Here is a 15358-nt window from a genome sequence, read left to right as displayed (position 1 = left end):
CGGTTGACGGTGTGCAGGTAGGGGATGGCGAGGAACGGGGTGATGTAGAAGATGTCGTAGAGCCACCAGCCGACGACCGGCAGCACGACGCCGGCGAAGCGCACGTCGGCGAACATCGTCATGTTGAAGACGTAGGTAATCCAGATCACCACGCCCATCCAGCAGGTGACGACCATCCACTGATGCCCCCAGCGCTTCATCTGCAGGAAGCCGATGGCGGCGGCGATGCGCATCGTGAACACCGTCAGGATCAGGCCGACTTCCAACGCCTTTTCGCCAGGTCCGGCCGCGCCGCCGACCCACAGCTCGTTGTAGTGCCAGAAATAGCCCGCATCGAACATGTTGCCCCAGCCGTTGAGGAGCACGCGGGCCAGCAGCGTGTGGTTTGCCACCAGGTCAAGCGCCCATCCGACGGTGTTGATGGCCGCGTCGATGATGACCAGATAGCCGAGCAGCGTGACCAGCATCGGCCGCACCGAGAGGCCGTCTCGCTGGGCCCGCCGGAGCAACCGGACGCCCCAGAGAAACAGCGGTAGGCCGAAGACACCCAGGGCCGCGGTACCGATCAGCAGGCTGCCGGAGATGAGCCATCTATCGGCCTGACGCTGCGCCAGGTGCGATCGCTCCACGTGCTCGTCGATGGTCAGACCGGAAGCGGGGCGGGCGGCGACGGTGTCGGCATTGGGCTGGCCCAGCTTCGGCGGATTCACGAACCCTCCCCGGTCGTCAACGCTGATTGGATAGCCTGCGCACTATAACAGGCTGACTACAGTCAGCGTAAGAGCTGGCGTAATAGCGACCGGTGTCCCACAAGAAACTGGGCGTTACGCCGCTGCGCGGCGTGATATGGCCTTGAGGCCCACGCTCTTCAGCGCTGCACGCTCCGCAACGTCCGCGCGACGTAATCCTCCAGCAGCGCGCGGCCCGTAGGCCAGTGGTTGGTGGTGATCAACAACGAGTACAGGCCGAGCAAGAAGAACACCGCGCTGTTCATCGGGCTGACCTCGGGATCGATCTCGCCGCACTCTTGAGCCTGCGCGATCTCCCGGGCGACCAATACGATCAAGGGGTGATCCCGGCCGTCCTCGGTGGGCGGACGAGTTTGTGAGAAGTGCAGGGCGAGAAAGTCGTTGAAGAGCCGATCGCCCAGCCGTCGTTCCAATCCCACCACCAGGCGGACCGCCTCGTTCAGCGCGGAAGCGAGATCGTGCTCGGCCTTCAAGAATTGCGCGAACTGCTTGGCGATACGGTCCTCTTCGCGGCGCTCCAGTTCCAGCAGAACATGCTCCTTGGTGGGGAAGTGGAAGAAGAAGGTCCCGTGGGCGACGCCGGCGGCGGCCACGATGGCGCCGACGTCGGCCTCGGCCATCCCGGCCCGGGCGAACTCCGCGATCGCGGCGCCCATCAATCGCTCCCTTGTCTGCAGGCGCTTCGCTTCTCGCGCCGACAGCCGGTCCGTCACAGCCATTTCATCCCTCGCAAATTGACCTGACTCGAGTCTGATTTTCCGGGCTAACCCGACAAGTATGACGTGCTCCGCTCAGAAAGGCTTGCAATATCTGGTCATTGTTGGACGGTACACGCTGTTTCCAGCCTGAATGCCAGAGATTCATTGACTAAAGTCAGTAAAATTCATAGATTGAACGGCGCATCCGTCGCACGCGGCCGAAGGAGTCCAGCATGGCATTGGAGCAGTTCCGGTTGGACGGACAGGTCGCGATCGTCACCGGCGCCGGGAAGGGCGTCGGGGCAGGCATCGCCCGGGTGTTGGCGGAGGCCGGGGTGACTGTGGTCGGGACCGCCCGAACCGAGGCGGATATCGTTGGCACGATTGAGGATATCGAGGCGGCGGGCGGTAAGGGGTTGGCGCTTGTCGCGGACGCGACGAGTCGCCCGGACGGTGAACGCGTCGTGCAGACGGCCATGGAGCGTTTCGATCGCATCGACATTCTGGTCAACAACGTCGGCGGGTCGACCTACGCGCGGTTTCTGGATATCACCGACGAGGATTTTCGGCATACGTTCGACTGGTGTGTGACCTCCGCCTTCATCATGAGCCAGCTCGTGGCACCGCACATGCTCAGTGCCGGACACGGTTCCATCATCAACATCTCGTCGGGATCGGCGCGGTTCGGCATTCGGGCGCTGACCGCGTATTGCGTCGCGAAGGGCGGACTCGAAGCGCTGACCCGTGCCATGGCACAGGAACTCGCCCCGAAGATCCGCGTCAACGCGATCGCCCTGGGCTCGTTCGCCACCGACGGCCTGAAGGGCAGCCTGGATCTGATGCCCGGATCACTGGAGAAGATGCAGGAGGCCACCCCGCTGCACCGGCTTGGCGACGTCGAGGACCTCGGGCGGCTCGCGGTGTATCTCTGCACGCGCGATTGTTACGCCACCAACGCGACCTTCCACGTCGACGGCGGCATCGACTCGAACAATTCACCGTTGCCGATACCCGATTACTGACCTGCCCGGCGCCTGAACGCGTGATGATGGGCTCGGCAGCTTCCTGAAAGGATGTGGGGTAACGGTGCGCAGAGTCATACAGTTTTCCACCGGAAACGTGGGTCGGCACTCATTGCGGGCGATCATCGGTCGACCGGATCTCGAACTGGTCGGAGTGCACGCAGCGAGCGCGGAGAAGGTCGGCCAGGATGCGGCGCGGCTGTGCGGGCTGGACCAGCCGACGGGCGTCGTTGCCACCGACGATGTCGACGCCCTGGTCGACCTCGGCGCCGACTGTGTGGTCTACACGTCTCAGGGTGAGACCCGGCCGATGGAAGCCATCGAGCAGATGGCCAGTTTCCTGGCGGCCGGGACCAACGTCGTTGGCACGTCGATGGTCTGGCTGGTGACTCCTCGCCACGCCGACGATTGGCTTCGCGCGCCGTTGGAACGTGCCTGTGCGGACGGCAATTCGTCGCTGTACATCAACGGCATCGATCCCGGCTTCTCCGGCGATACGCTGGTGCACTCGGCGGTGAGCCTGACCACCCGCGTCTCGTCGATCACCGTGCAGGAGATCTTCGACTACGGAAACTATGACGACGCCGAGTTCACCGGTGCCGCAATGGGCTTCGGTTCGGCACCGGACGACGACTCGCCGATGATGTTCCTGCCCGGGGTGATCGTGTCGATGTGGGGAGGCCAGGTCCGCAGCCTGGCAGACAACCTCGACATCGAACTCGACGACGTGCGCCAGCGCGTCGAACCCTGGTACACGCCAGAACGAATCGAATGCACAATGATGACGGTGGAGCCCGGCCGAATGGCCGCCGTGCGCTTCGCCACCGAGGGCGTGCGCGCGGGGAGGCCGGTGATCACCCTCGAGCACGTCACCCGGCTCACCCGAGCCGCGGCGCCCGACTGGGAGTTTCCCCCCGATGGGCATACCGGTGTGCACCGCGTCGTCGTCGAGGGTGAGCCGCGGGTGGAGATCAACACCCACGTTTCGCATCCCGTCTTGGATTCCACTGATGCCGGCTGCATTTCGACGGCGGCCCGCGTCGTCAATGCGATCGACTGGGTATGCCGCGCGCCGCAGGGGCTCATCGGCGTGGAGGACATCCCACTGTCCGCCACGATGCGCGGTGTGATGTGGGACGAGCGGTAGGGCCTAGAGCGGCCAGCTGTTCGGCCCGATCTCGTAGCGCAGCGCGGCGGCCGGAGGCAACGACTGTCGTTCGTTGACCGAAATCGCATCGACGACGAGTGCGACGTAGCGTCGCCAGCCGTCGCTACCCGCATCCATCGTCGACAGCACGCTGAAGAGCATCGCGATCAGGCGGGGTAGGTCGTCGCTGACCAGGTCGGCGCGGATGCTGCCGGCTCGCTGACCCTCGAGGGCCAGCTCGGCGAGCGCGACGTTGAGCGAAACCGAGATGTCGGACGTGAGCGCCCCGGCCCGGCGCGCAGCGGTCAGCAGGTTGTGTTCGCGGGCCCCCAACGAGATTGCCGCTTCGATCAGTTGGGTGAGACCGCGCAGCGCGTCATCGGCACGGCGGACGGTCTCGATCACCGGCGTGAGATCCTCCGCGATGCTCTGATCCAGGGCGGCCCGCACCAGGTCGGCCTTCGTCGGGAACCTGCGGTAGAGGGTTCGCTCACCGACGCCGGCGCGCCGGGCGACGGCCTCCACGGGCGCATCCGGCCCCAGCTCGCCATAGACGTCTCGTGCCGCGCGCAGAATGCGCTCGACGTTGCGCGCCGCGTCCGCCCGCAACGGTCGATCCTCAACCGCGGTCATCCCGACAGCCTAACTGACGGTTGACTGCCAACTAGCCTGGCTTTACGCTCTAACAACTGGCAGATACCTGACACTTAATCAGAAACACGGTTCATGGCAATATCTTTCGATGCGTCGGATCCCTGCTCCGACGCGAATCTTCCTGTGCTGCCCGCCCCGCGGCCGGCGCATTGCCCGCTCGCAGCTCCGCCCGAGTTCGACGAATGGCGCAAACAGCCCGGCCTGCGGCGGGCGATGTTCCAGGGCAGCCCGGTTTGGGTGGTCAGCCGCTACCACGACATCAGGGCGGCGCTGGTCGATCCGCGCTTGTCCGCGAAGACCATTCCGGACTCCATCCTGCCGACGGACGCCGACAACAAGGTCGCGGTGATGTTCGCACGGATCGACGACCCCGAGCATCATCGGTTGCGGCGCATGATGACGAGCAACTTCACCTTTCGGCGTTGCGAAGCGATGCGGCCGCACATCCAGGAATGGGTCGACCACTATCTCGGCCAGATGATCGAGCACGGCGCACCCGCCGATCTGGTGCGCGAATTCGCCTTGCCGGTGCCGTCGATGGTGATCGCACTGCTGCTGGGGGTGCCGCCCGAAGACCTCGAACTCTTCCAGCACAACACCACCAAGGGGCTTGACCAGAAATCGACCGACGAGGAAAAGGGCCAGGCGTTCGGGGCCATGTACGCCTACATCGAGGAGTTGGTGCAACGCAAGGCGCGCGAACCCGGCGACGACTTGATCAGCCGCCTGCTCACCGAATACGTCGCGACGGGCCAACTCGATCACACCACCACGGCCATGAACAGCGTGATCATGATGCAGGCCGGCCACGAAACCACCGCCAACATGATCTCGCTGGGAACGGTTGCGCTGCTGGAACATCCCGACGTGTTCGAGCGGCTCGGACAGACCGAAGCCCCGGCCGTCATCGCCAACACCGTCGAAGAGCTGATGCGCTACCTCACCATCGTGCACAGCCAGGTCGATCGCGTGGCGACCGAAGATCTGACCATCGGCGGTCAGCTGATTCGCGCGGGGGAGTACGTCATGATGAATCTGCTCGCCGGGAACTGGGACGCCGAGTTCGTAAACAATCCCGAATCTTTCGACGTCGACCGAAACACCCGCGGGCACTTGGGCTTCGGCTACGGGGTGCATCAATGCATCGGAGCCAACCTGGCCCGGGTCGAGATGCAGGTCGCATTCGCCACGCTGGCGCGCCGCTTACCCGGGCTCAAACTTGCGGTATCCCCGGCGGAACTGAGGTTCAAAGACGCCAACATTTATGGCATGAAAGAACTTCCGGTCAGTTGGTGAACATGGCCACCGCGCTGCGATTCGACGGGCAGGTCGCCGTGATCACCGGTGCGGGCGCCGGCCTGGGCAGGCAGTACGCGCTGTTGCTTGCATCGCGTGGCGCGCGCGTCTTGGTCAACGACATCGGCGGCTCGGTGACGGGGGACGGATCCAACGCCGCAGTGGCGGGCGCCGTCGTCGACGAGATTTGCCGGCTCGGTGGTGAGGCCGCCGCCGACAACAACAGCGTGACGAGTCCCGAAGGCGCGGAAGCCATCATCGACACTGCCCTGCGCACCTGGGGGCGGGTGGACATCCTGATCAACAACGCGGGCATCGTCGGCGACGCGCCGTTCGAAGACATGACCGCCGACCGGCTCCGACCCCTGCTGGATGTCCACTTGAACGGTGCGTTCTATGTGACGCGGCCCGCGTGGCGGGCCATGCGCGAACGGCGGTACGGCCGGGTGCTCAACACCTGCTCGGCCGCGGGAATCCTTGGCGCCGAGCGCATGAGCAACTACGGCGCGGCGAAAACCGGGTTGATCGGGTTCACCCGGGTGCTGGCCGCCGAGGGCGCCGAGCGCGGCATCAAGGTCAACGCCATCGCGCCGATCGCCTACACCCGGATGCTGACGCACTCGCTCGACGGGGCGGGTCAACAGGATGACCCCGCGTCGCAGGCGGTGATGAACGACCTTGTGGGCCAATACCTTCAGAAGCTGGACGCGGCGCAGGTCGCCCCGGTGGCGGCCTTCCTGACCCACCGCGATTGCCCGGTGTCCGGGGAAATCTACACGGTGGGGGCCGGACACGTCGCGCGCTTCTTCATCGGCCGGACAAGGGGCTTCTACGACCCGGGGTTGTCGATCGAAGGTGTGCGTGACCATTTCGATGAGATCCGCGACGAAGCCGGCTACACGGTTCCGCGAGGGCCCGCGGACGAGATGGCCGAGCTGTTCGCGACGATCATGAACAGCTGAACGCCGTGCCGACACCGTCCGGCGCCGGCCCCGGCTTCAGGCAGCCGAACGGCTCGATGCCCGCGGGACCCAGGTGTGCGGCGGATTGGTGGGCGTAGTTCACGCAGTAGAGTCCGGTTTGATCGGCCCGGCAGCGATAGTCGCCGAATGACAGCGAGTCGCCGTTGGCCAATTCCGGACCGTTGCCGTTGATGAACGGACCGGGATCGGCGCGCGACGCACCCACCTGCAGATTCACGCCGTCGAAGGTCACCCAACCGCCCTGCCAATCGCCGTACGAGGTCGCGGGCGCGGCCGGCGGATTCGTCAGGCTGACCAGACAGACCAGGGCGGCACCCGTGTGCTTGGAATCGGTCATGCAGGATGCTTTGCCGGCGACGGCCGAGAACGCGAGGTCGTTGCCGAGCGGCGTGGCCGCACCGTCGCGAATCGCATCGTGATAGCGGCCGGGGTCCGCGGGATGGCCGGCCTCGATCCACGCGATGACGTCGGAGATCGAGGCTCCAGCCGCCGGCGCCGCCGAGGGGGCCGGCCCTTTGCCCCCGGAGGGGGTGGAAGAAGCGCTTCTCGACGTTGGCGTTTGCTGAGACTGGCCGCCGACCGTGTGCGAGCAGCCGGCGATCAGTAACGACGCTGCAAACAGCGCGACGATCCGCATCCAGTCAGGCTAAACCGCCGTGGCCGCGAATAAGGCGCTGCGCGCGCGTTACGCCCGTCATGTCGGCTAACGTCGGGTTATGCATCAGCGCACCGTCCGCGCACGCACGACCATCGGCACCGTGGAGGGTTTCACCCGCGACGGCGTCCACCGCTGGCGATCCATCCCCTACGCCCGGCCGCCGGTCGGGCCGCTGCGCTTGCGGGCACCCCGGCCGGCGCAACCGTGGTCGGGTGTGCGGCACTGCCACGGCTTCGCCAACTGCGCACCCCAGCAGCGCCGCTACACCATGCTCGGCTGGTCCGGTCTTGGAGGCCGTTATCAGCCGATGGGGGAGGACTGCCTGACCCTCAACGTCGTCACTCCCGAGGGGCCCGCCGAACAGCCGCTTCCCGTGATGGTCTTCATCCACGGCGGCGGCTACATCCTGGGTAGCTCGGCGACGCCGCTCTACGACGGTGCGGCGCTCGCGCGCCGCGGCTGCGTGTACGTGTCGGTGAATTACCGCCTGGGCGCGTTGGGATGCCTGGACCTGTCGTCCCTTTCGACCCCGGACATCCCCATCGACAGCAATTTGTTCCTGCGCGATCTGGTGCTGGCGTTGCGCTGGGTGAAGGACAACATCTCCGCGTTCGGCGGAGATCCGGACAACGTCACCATCTTCGGGGAGAGCGCCGGCGCGCACATCACCGCCACCCTGTTGGCGGTGCCCGCCGCCGAAGGGCTGTTCGCGCGGGCGATTTCGGAGAGCCCGGCCGCCGGCATGGTCCGGTCGCGCGAGACCGCGGCGGAATTCGCGACGCGCTTCGCCGAGCTGCTGGGCGCGCGCCCGGAAAACGCCGCCGAGGTGTTGATGCGGGCGTCGCCGGCGCAACTCGTGGACGCTCAACACCGGCTGATCGACCAGGGCATGGAGGACAGGCTGGGCGCCTTTCCGATCGGCCCCGTCGCCGGTGACGATGTCGTGCCCACCGATCCGGTCGAGGCGATGCGCGGGGGCCGGGCCCATCGGGTGCCGCTCATCGTCGGCACCAACGCGGAAGAGGGTCGGCTGTTCACCCGCTTCCTCAAGATGCTGCCGACCAATCAAGCCATGATCGAGGAGTTGCTGGCCGACACGGAACCTGCTGCACGCGAACGCATTACCGCCGCATATCCGGATTACCCCGCGCCATCGGCGTGCATCCAGCTTGGTGGCGATTTCGCGTTCGGGTCGGCGGCCTGGCAGATCGCGGAGGCGCACAGCGCTCACGCGCCGACCTACCTCTACCGGTACGACTTCGCGCCTAGGACGCTGCGCTGGTCTGGGCTGGGCGCCACCCATGCCACCGAGTTGCTGGCCGTCTTCGACGTCTATCGCACGCGATTCGGTGCCCTGTTGACCGCCGCCGCGGACCGGCGCGCCGCGCTGCGGGTGAGCAACCAGGTGCAACGGCGTTGGCGGGCCTTCAGCCATTCCGGCGCGCCGGGCGACGACTGGCCCACCTACAGCACCGCCGACCGCGCCGTCATGGTGTTCGACCGCAAGAGCCGCGTCGAGTTCGATCCACACCCGCACCGCCGGATTGCCTGGGACGGCTTCTCCCTGGCGCGGTGACCTGGCACGCTGACCCTCATGCATGCCGACACCGCGCAAATCATCGAACGACCCGGCGACCTCACCGCAGCATGGCTGGAATCGGTGATCGGCGCCGGGCCCGTCGCCGATTTTGCCGTGGAGCGCATCGGCACCGGACAGATGAGCGAGTGTTACCGCGTCCGGCTCAGCTATGCCGATGGCGCGGCGAAGGCCGGCAGGCCCGAGTCGGTGGTCCTGAAGGTGGCGGCGACCGACCCGGTGAGTCGGCAGACGGGGCTGGCCCTCGGCCTCTACGAGCGCGAGGTGCGATTCTACGGCGACATAGCGCCACGGCTGGGCGGCCCGATAGCGCCCTGCTACCACGCCGCGGTCGACAGCTCGACGGGCGCGTTCGATCTTTTGCTCGGCGACGCCGGGCCGGCGGTCGTCGGGGACGAAATCGCCGGTGCCACAGCCGAACAGGCCCACCTCGGCGTGGTCGAGCTGGGTCGGCTGCACGGACCGCTGCTCGGCGACACCGCGCTCGCCGAAGCGCCGTGGCTCAACCGCGAATCGCCGCTCAACCAGGCGATGCTCGCCCCGCTGTACGCGGGCTTCATCGACCGCTATGGCGAGCAGATCGCGCCGGAGCACCGGATGGTCTGCGAACGCCTGGTCGCGTCCTTCGACGGCTACCTGGCCGCCGAGTCGGCGCCCGACCGGATCCTAGGGCTGATGCACGGTGACTACCGCCTGGACAACCTGCTGTTCGGCACCGCCGGGGCCGAACGCCCGCTGACGGTCGTCGACTGGCAGACGGTGTCCTGGGGGCCCGCCCTGACCGACCTGTCGTACTTCCTCGGCTGCGCGCTGCCGACCCCCGATCGCCGGGAGCAGTACGACGCGTTGTTGCGGGCCTACCACGAGGCGCTGGGGCCTGCGGCGCCGCTGTCGCTCACCGACGTCGCCGAAGGTGTTCGCCGACAGAGCTTTTTCGGCGTGATGATGGCGATCGTCTCCTCGATGCTGGTGGAACGCACCGAGCGCGGCGACCGGATGTTCATGACCATGCTGCAACGACACTGCGACCACGTGCTCGACACCGACGCGCTGGCGACGCTGCCCGCCGCGCAGACGCCCGAAGCCCTGCGGCCCACGGTGGAGGACGAAGGTGCGCACGCGGCGACCGCCGAGCCGCTGTGGAGCGAGAGCTGGTACTCTGACTTCGCCGACGCGGCACAGGGATTGGGCGGCTGGTTCCGCCTCGGCCTGATCGCCAACGAACGGAAGGCCTGGGTGCACGCGCTGCTGTGCGGCCCCGACATGCCCACCGTGGCCGTCGACGCGCAAGTACCGCTGCCGGCGGATCCGTGGGACGTGCGCAGCGATTCCTTCGAGCTCGGCCACTCCGCGACCACCCCGCTGCAGACCTACCGCGTCGACCTGCGTGCCCACGCCCAGTCGTACCCCGATCCGTCGGCGCTGTTGCGCGGAGAGCCCGGCACCCCCGTCGAGATGACGATGAGCCTGGTGTGGGCCACCGACGGCATCCCGTACAAGTACCGGTTGACGACGCGTTACGAGATCCCATGCACGGTCTCGGGCACGGTCACCATCGACGACACCAATTACCGCCTTGAGTCGGTCCCCGGCCAGCGCGATCACTCCTGGGGCGTGCGCGACTGGTGGAGCATGGACTGGATTTGGAGCGCGCTGCACCTGGACGACGGCACCCATCTGCACGGCGTCAACATCCGGATTCCCGGCGCACCGGCATTCAGCATCGGCTACTCCCAGGATGCCGCGGGAACGGTCACCGAGCTGCAAACGGTGGATTCACGAGAATCGTTCGGCGCCAACGGGTTACCACTCCGCGCCACCTTGGCGCTCAACCCCGGCGAGATCACCGCGGACGTTCAGGTCCGCGGCCAGGCGCCGGTGCGTCTGATCGCCGCGGACGGGCGGGTGAGTCAGTTCCCGCGCGTCTGGGCGAGCGTCCGGACCGCCGACGGACGCAACGGCGCCGGCTGGCTGGAATGGAACCGCAACCTGGCCGAACGGTCCGAGTGAGCGGACGGGGCCCCGTCGTGGTGATGGGCGTTTCCGGATCGGGCAAGTCGACCGTGGGAGTCGCGCTCGCGCGCCGCTTGCAGGTCCCCTTCGTGGACGCCGACACCCTGCACCCGCGGGCCAATATCGCCAAGATGGCGGCCGGGGAACCGCTCGACGACCACGACCGCTACCCCTGGCTGGAAAAGGTCGGTGAGTGGCTGGCCGGGCACCGCGGCGGCGGGGTGGTCAGCTGCTCGGCGTTGAAGCGCAGGTACCGCGACCAATTGCGCGCGCACTGCCCGCAGGTCGAATTCCTGCACCTCGCCGGTTCGCCCGCGCTCATCGGCGGTCGGCTGGCGGCCCGCACGGGCCATTTCATGCCGCCCGCGCTGTTGCGCTCGCAATTCGACGCGCTGGAACCGCTGGGCGGCGACGAGGCCGGCGCAACCGTCGATGTCGATCAGGACGTCGACGCGATCGTCGACGGCTTCCTACACGAGGACGGATGACCGGTCAGGACAGCTTGCGACGGCCGGCCTTGACCTGCTCGCCGACCCTTTCGCGTGCGGTGTCGGCCAGGTAGCCGCCTCGTGCGCGGGCCGTCTCGGCAAGGTAGGTGCCGCGGGCGCGGGCGGTGTCGGCGAGGTCCTCGCCGCGGTCCACAGCCGTGCTGGCCAGTTCTTCGCCGCGCTTACGCGCCTTCTTCGCCAGCTTCTCGCTACGCTTGCGCGCCTTCTTGGCCAGTGGCGCGGCCCAGTCGGCGGCTTCGTCGGCGAGTTCTTCGCCGCGCTTGCGGGCCTTCTTGGCGAGTGGCGCGGCCCAGTCGGCGGCTTCGTCGGCGAGTTCTTCGCCGCGCTTGCGGGCCTTCTTGGCCAGCGGCTTGCTTCGATCGGCGGCGGTGCTGGCGAATTCGCGGCCGCGTTCGAGCGCGGCCTCGGCGTACGGCGCCCCCCGTTCCGCGGCGGTGCTCGCCAATTCGCGGCCGCGCTCGGCGCCGACCTGCAGGCCGTGCACGATCTTCTCGCCCAACTCCGAGAAGTCCGTGTCGAAGCCGTCATCGGAGCCGGGCAGCGCCGACGACACCCGCTCGGAGAGCCGCTCCGCCGCGCGCCGGCCGCGCCATCCGAGCGACGGCTTGCCCGCGGTGTCCGCCGACGCGATCAGCAACCCGCCGACCAGGCTGAGGTCGGTGAGGAACTGCTGGCGCTTCTGCGCCTTGGCCTGCGGGTCGCTTTCGTTCCAGAACGAGTGCGCCCCGAGGTTGGCCGGCAGCACGGTGAAGGCGAGCGCCGCCGACGCGACGCGCGGCAGCTTGCCGGTGGCCAGCAGCAGGCCGCCGCCGATCTGGACGGCGGCGTTGATTTGCGCGAACGTCTCCGGGTCGCTCGGGATGGCCCCGCTCACCGAATTCGGCAGCGCCTGCAAACCATCCACTGCCGGCGCGGCGGCCGCCGCCGCCGACTTGGGGTTGAGCAGGGAGTTGACTCCTTGGCCGATGAAGGCAACTGAAAGCAATGGGCGCGCGATTCTCCGGATCACCATGGCCGGGGGATTACCCGACTCGTTGACGGACAAACCGCCCAGCCCATACGTGCAGCTGAGGCGCCATCCGGGGCGACACCGATAGGGTGAAAGCCGTGAGGGCGTTGATCATCGTCGACGTGCAAAACGACTTCTGCGAGGGCGGCTCGCTCCCGGTCCCCGGCGGCGCCGCCGTGGCGGCCGCCATCAACGGCTACCTGGCCGGCGAGCCGGGATACCGGCACGTCGTAGCAACCCAGGATTACCACGTTCGCCCGGGCGACCACTTCTCCCACCGGCCGGACTACTCATCGACGTGGCCACCGCACTGCATCGCCGGCAGCCCGGGCGCGGACTTTCGCCCCGACCTCGACACCAGCCGGATCGAGGCGGTCTTCCGCAAGGGCGCCTACGCCGCGGCATACAGCGGGTTCGAAGGGGTCGACCAGAGCGGGACCACGCTGCTGGACTGGTTGCGGCGGCATGGGATCGACGAGGTCGACGTGGTCGGCATCGCCACGGAACAGTGCGTGCGGGCCACGGCCGAGGACGCCGCGCGGGCCGGCCTGACCACCAGGGTGTTGGTGGACCTGACCGCGGCTGTGGCCCCGGATTCGGCCGCGCGGGCGCTGGCGGAAATGCGGTCCGCGGGCGTCGAGCTGGTCAGGGGACAGTGATGGGGGTGGCACCGGAGCGGGAACGCCTCCTCGCCGCCGTCGAGCGCTCGCCGCGGGCGGCCGCCGCGCACGACCGCGAAGGCTGGGTGGGGCTGTTCGCCGACGACGGCCGCGTCGAGGACCCGGTCGGCTCGCGTCCGCACGTCGGTCGGGAACGGATCGGCCGTTTCTATGACACCTTCATCGGCCCGCGCGACATCACATTCCACCGCGACCTCGACATCGTCTTCGGCACGGCGGTCCTGCGTGACCTCGAGCTGGAGGTCGCCATGGGTTCCGGCGTCACCATGTACATCCCCGCGTTCCTGCGCTACGACCTGCTAGAGGTCAACGGCGACTGGCGCATTGGCGAACTCCGGGCCTACTGGGAACTCCCCGCCATGATGCGCCAATTCCTGCGAACCGGACCACGCGCGGTGCCGCCCGGGCTGCAACTGTCACGAGGCCTGTTGAACAATCAGCGACTGAGCGGCGCGGTGGGCTTCATCGCGGCATTCCGGCGGGTCGGTGCGCGGCACAAGCAGTCGGTGCGGGCGTTCCTCGACGCCGCCACGGCCGGGGATCGAGACGCGGCTGCCAGAGCGCTAACCCCAAGCACTGCAATAACTCTCGGCGACGACGAGGTACTCGACCTCGCCGGGCTCGTCGAGCAACTCGACGGCGCCGGCGGCACGAAGATGATCGGCGCGGGCAGCACAGTGGTGGTTTCGCTGACCTCCACTCGCGGGCGGGCCATCATCTTCGCCGACATGACGTGGCGGCCGAATGCCATCAACCGAATCCGCTACTTCCCGGCCTGAGGGTCCCGCGGTCCACCAGCGCCGGCAAATTTGCTCAAAACCGGCGTCGACATATTGCCCGGAGCGCGACGGTGCCGTACAAATAGCTGTCCCCGAAGGGAGTCGACGATGGGTATGGTGCGGATCTTCGGCGCGGGAATTGCATTCACCGCCGCGCTGAGCGTTGTCACGGCTTGCGGCGGAAAGGAAAGCACCTCTGCGTCGTCAAGCTCGTCGAAAACGACTTCGTCGTCGACGGCGACGTCGAGTTCGACAGCGTCGACGACGACGAGCGGCCCGACGTCCGGAAGTGCACCACTGGGCGACTACACGTACCTCCTCCTTCAGGCGAGCGACGTCGGCATCGACGTCGGAACGACAGGTCCCCCCACGCAGAATCCCGGTGGCGTCGCCGGCGCCGGGGTGACGTTCATCAATCCCGACCACACACGCAGCATCGACGACCTAGTCGTCGTGTTCACCGACCCGGCGACCGCCGCGCAGCAGGCCAAGGAGCGCGCCCAGTCGTTCGGCAAATACGTCACCGGCGCCCCGCAGCCATTCGAGGTCGGCACCAACGGACTGATCGCGGTGGGAACCTCGCCCGACAACTCAAAATCGGTGACCTACGTGACATTCGCCGAGAGCAGGGTGGGCGTCGACCTGGAGTTCGACAGCCCGCCCAACGATCCCGCCCCGCGGGATGTCGTGCTGGACATGGCCCGCAAACAAGACCAACTCGTCAAAGACCGCTTGCCCAGCTAGCGGGGCTCAGTGCACGACCATCAGCGCGAGCGTCGCCGCCGATAGGCACAAGTAGGCGCCGGGAAACGCGATGTTGTACAGCACGTGGGCCCGCAGGTGGGTCACGACCGCGCCGACGAAAAACAGCACCAGGCCGATAGCGGCCGCGATTCCCAAGGCGCGCAGCCCGACAACTCCCACGACGAGTCCGGCCGCCCCGGCCAGCTTGACCGTCGCCAGCGCCGGCAGCCACGACCGCGGCACCCCGACTTCGGCCGAGTTCGCCAGCACGAACCTGGCGGGGACGAGGTCGGCCACGGCGATCCCGGCGGTGATGGCGGCGGTAAACACCGTGATCACGACGCATGCGGTGGTCATGGGTGCCAAACCCCTGCCCGGCAGCCGGTTTCGCGGCGGGGAGCCGAACGGTGGCCGCGCGTTCCGCGGCGCACAATCGATAAGGTCATGGTGCTGGCCTCCTTTGCAACAGAGGGCTCGATGGACTCGGTCATTTTCTTGACGGTTCCTCTGCGGAAAAGGTGACCCATGAGCGCGCATAAGAATTTGGCCGATCTCGCGCGGCGCTTCGACGCCGACCGGCGGCACCTGAGTGCGGTCGCGTTCCAGCTGTTGGGCTCGGCCGCCGATGCCGAGGACGCGGAGCTGGTCGTACGCCTCGCGGGCGGTGATGGTGGTGAACCAGCCGGTGAGGTTGTCGACCGCGCCGTAATCCGCGCGGCTGGCCTTCAGCCACGCCGACTGGACCGCGTCCTCGGCATCGGCGGCCGAGCCCAACAGCTGGAACGCGACCGCACTCAGGTGCCGCCGGTCGGCGTCGAAG

16 protein-coding genes and 2 pseudogenes are annotated in these 15358 nt (G+C 67.5%); 11 read left to right on the top strand and 7 right to left on the bottom strand.

From position 1 onward, the window contains the following. On the bottom strand, nt 1-710 hold a 710-nt coding region (locus tag A5691_RS04580), incomplete at its 3' end, for a hypothetical protein (RefSeq protein ID WP_067782210.1). A gap of 158 nt (nt 711-868) precedes the next feature. Beyond that, on the bottom strand, nt 869-1468 hold the full coding sequence (locus A5691_RS04575; RefSeq protein WP_067782213.1) for a TetR/AcrR family transcriptional regulator: 600 nt from the start codon (nt 1466-1468) through the stop codon (nt 869-871). Nucleotides 1469-1680: 212 nt separating this feature from the next. On the opposite strand from A5691_RS04575, the gene A5691_RS04570 reads away from it, so the two are divergent. Beyond that, a complete protein-coding gene (locus A5691_RS04570; RefSeq protein ID WP_067889722.1) occupies nt 1681-2469 on the top strand; it encodes an SDR family NAD(P)-dependent oxidoreductase in 789 nt (262 codons plus the stop codon). Between the two features lie 64 nt (nt 2470-2533). Continuing rightward, entirely contained in the window at nt 2534-3616 is a 1083-nt protein-coding gene (locus A5691_RS04565) for a dihydrodipicolinate reductase (protein ID WP_067889718.1), read from the top strand. A gap of 3 nt (nt 3617-3619) precedes the next feature. Here the strand turns inward: A5691_RS04565 and A5691_RS04560 are convergent, their stop codons facing one another. After that, nucleotides 3620-4249, bottom strand: coding sequence for a TetR/AcrR family transcriptional regulator (locus A5691_RS04560; RefSeq protein ID WP_067760862.1), 630 nt, complete (start codon nt 4247-4249; stop codon nt 3620-3622). A gap of 93 nt (nt 4250-4342) precedes the next feature. Here A5691_RS04560 and A5691_RS04555 point away from each other — a divergent pair, with 93 nt between their 5' ends. Together A5691_RS04555 and A5691_RS04550 are read left to right on the top strand one after the other, a co-directional pair. After that, on the top strand, nt 4343-5566 hold the full coding sequence (locus A5691_RS04555) for a cytochrome P450 (protein WP_082950135.1): 1224 nt from the start codon (nt 4343-4345) through the stop codon (nt 5564-5566). A 2-nt stretch (nt 5567-5568) separates the two neighbouring features. Then, nucleotides 5569-6528 carry an SDR family NAD(P)-dependent oxidoreductase gene (locus tag A5691_RS04550; RefSeq protein WP_067889716.1) on the top strand — a complete coding sequence of 320 codons (960 nt, stop codon included), beginning with the start codon at nt 5569-5571 and terminating at the stop codon, nt 6526-6528. On the opposite strand, the gene A5691_RS04545 is transcribed toward A5691_RS04550, so the two are convergent. Then, nucleotides 6515-7186, bottom strand: coding sequence for a hypothetical protein (locus A5691_RS04545; RefSeq protein ID WP_067760856.1), 672 nt, complete (start codon nt 7184-7186; stop codon nt 6515-6517). The genes A5691_RS04550 and A5691_RS04545 overlap by 14 nt on opposite strands. A 79-nt stretch (nt 7187-7265) precedes the next feature. On the opposite strand from A5691_RS04545, the gene A5691_RS04540 reads away from it, so the two are divergent. From A5691_RS04540 to A5691_RS04530, 3 genes are read left to right on the top strand one after another with little or no spacing between them, the layout of a single operon-like run. Beyond that, nucleotides 7266-8783: a carboxylesterase/lipase family protein gene (locus A5691_RS04540; protein WP_067889713.1), complete on the top strand. Its 1518-nt coding sequence runs from the start codon at nt 7266-7268 to the stop codon at nt 8781-8783. A gap of 18 nt (nt 8784-8801) precedes the next feature. Then, nucleotides 8802-10814, top strand: a complete 2013-nt coding sequence (locus A5691_RS04535; protein WP_067760853.1) for a phosphotransferase — start codon at nt 8802-8804, stop codon at nt 10812-10814. Next, nucleotides 10811-11305: a gluconokinase gene (locus A5691_RS04530; RefSeq protein WP_082950134.1), complete on the top strand. Its 495-nt coding sequence runs from the start codon at nt 10811-10813 to the stop codon at nt 11303-11305. Before A5691_RS04535 ends, A5691_RS04530 begins: the two co-directional genes overlap by 4 nt. 4 nt (nt 11306-11309) lie before the next feature. On the opposite strand, the gene A5691_RS04525 is transcribed toward A5691_RS04530, so the two are convergent. Next, the gene (locus tag A5691_RS04525) at nt 11310-12338 is read right to left on the bottom strand and encodes a DoxX family protein (protein ID WP_067760849.1); all 1029 of its coding nucleotides are present in this window, start codon (nt 12336-12338) and stop codon (nt 11310-11312) included. 95 nt (nt 12339-12433) lie between these two features. On the opposite strand from A5691_RS04525, the gene pncA reads away from it, so the two are divergent. The 3 genes from pncA to A5691_RS04510 all read left to right on the top strand — a co-directional run bounded on the left by pncA (nt 12434) and on the right by A5691_RS04510 (nt 14538). Continuing rightward, nucleotides 12434-12994 carry a pyrazinamidase PncA gene (pncA, locus tag A5691_RS04520; protein ID WP_082950136.1) on the top strand — a complete coding sequence of 187 codons (561 nt, stop codon included), beginning with the start codon at nt 12434-12436 and terminating at the stop codon, nt 12992-12994. Further along, a complete protein-coding gene (locus A5691_RS04515; protein ID WP_067889705.1) occupies nt 12994-13794 on the top strand; it encodes a ketosteroid isomerase family protein in 801 nt (266 codons plus the stop codon). Before pncA ends, A5691_RS04515 begins: the two co-directional genes overlap by 1 nt. 108 nt (nt 13795-13902) lie before the next feature. After that, the gene (locus A5691_RS04510; protein WP_067760843.1) at nt 13903-14538 is read left to right on the top strand and encodes a hypothetical protein; all 636 of its coding nucleotides are present in this window, start codon (nt 13903-13905) and stop codon (nt 14536-14538) included. Between the two features lie 6 nt (nt 14539-14544). On the opposite strand, the gene A5691_RS27845 is transcribed toward A5691_RS04510, so the two are convergent. After that, nucleotides 14545-14895, bottom strand: coding sequence for a DoxX family protein (locus A5691_RS27845; protein WP_067889725.1), 351 nt, complete (start codon nt 14893-14895; stop codon nt 14545-14547). A gap of 168 nt (nt 14896-15063) precedes the next feature. Here A5691_RS27845 and A5691_RS27840 point away from each other — a divergent pair. After that, nucleotides 15064-15177, top strand: a pseudogene (locus tag A5691_RS27840) (RNA polymerase subunit sigma); the annotation flags it as partial. Here the strand turns inward: A5691_RS27840 and A5691_RS29065 are convergent. After that, nucleotides 15172-15358: pseudogene (locus tag A5691_RS29065) on the bottom strand (sigma factor); the annotation flags it as partial. The pseudogenes A5691_RS27840 and A5691_RS29065 sit on opposite strands and share 6 nt — an antisense overlap.

The sequence above is a fragment of the Mycobacterium sp. E183 genome (assembly GCF_001667735.1).
Lineage (GTDB): Bacteria > Actinomycetota > Actinomycetes > Mycobacteriales > Mycobacteriaceae > Mycobacterium.
This window is presented reverse-complemented; position numbering and strand designations above follow the sequence as displayed.

Excerpts from the sequence above, each read along its gene's own strand:
- A5691_RS04575 (WP_067782213.1), bottom strand. The coding sequence starts at position 1,468 with ATGGCTGTGACGGACCGGCTGTCGGCGCGAGAAGCGAAGCGCCTGCAG.
- A5691_RS04570 (WP_067889722.1), top strand. The coding sequence starts at position 1,681 with ATGGCATTGGAGCAGTTCCGGTTGGACGGACAGGTCGCGATCGTCACC.
- A5691_RS04560 (WP_067760862.1), bottom strand. The coding sequence starts at position 4,249 with ATGACCGCGGTTGAGGATCGACCGTTGCGGGCGGACGCGGCGCGCAAC.
- A5691_RS04555 (WP_082950135.1), top strand. The coding sequence starts at position 4,343 with ATGGCAATATCTTTCGATGCGTCGGATCCCTGCTCCGACGCGAATCTT.
- A5691_RS04550 (WP_067889716.1), top strand. The coding sequence starts at position 5,569 with ATGGCCACCGCGCTGCGATTCGACGGGCAGGTCGCCGTGATCACCGGT.
- A5691_RS04545 (WP_067760856.1), bottom strand. The coding sequence starts at position 7,186 with ATGCGGATCGTCGCGCTGTTTGCAGCGTCGTTACTGATCGCCGGCTGC.
- A5691_RS04540 (WP_067889713.1), top strand. The coding sequence starts at position 7,266 with ATGCATCAGCGCACCGTCCGCGCACGCACGACCATCGGCACCGTGGAG.
- A5691_RS04535 (WP_067760853.1), top strand. The coding sequence starts at position 8,802 with ATGCATGCCGACACCGCGCAAATCATCGAACGACCCGGCGACCTCACC.
- A5691_RS04525 (WP_067760849.1), bottom strand. The coding sequence starts at position 12,338 with ATGGTGATCCGGAGAATCGCGCGCCCATTGCTTTCAGTTGCCTTCATC.
- A5691_RS04515 (WP_067889705.1), top strand. The coding sequence starts at position 12,994 with ATGGGGGTGGCACCGGAGCGGGAACGCCTCCTCGCCGCCGTCGAGCGC.
- A5691_RS04510 (WP_067760843.1), top strand. The coding sequence starts at position 13,903 with ATGGGTATGGTGCGGATCTTCGGCGCGGGAATTGCATTCACCGCCGCG.
- A5691_RS27845 (WP_067889725.1), bottom strand. The coding sequence starts at position 14,895 with ATGACCACCGCATGCGTCGTGATCACGGTGTTTACCGCCGCCATCACC.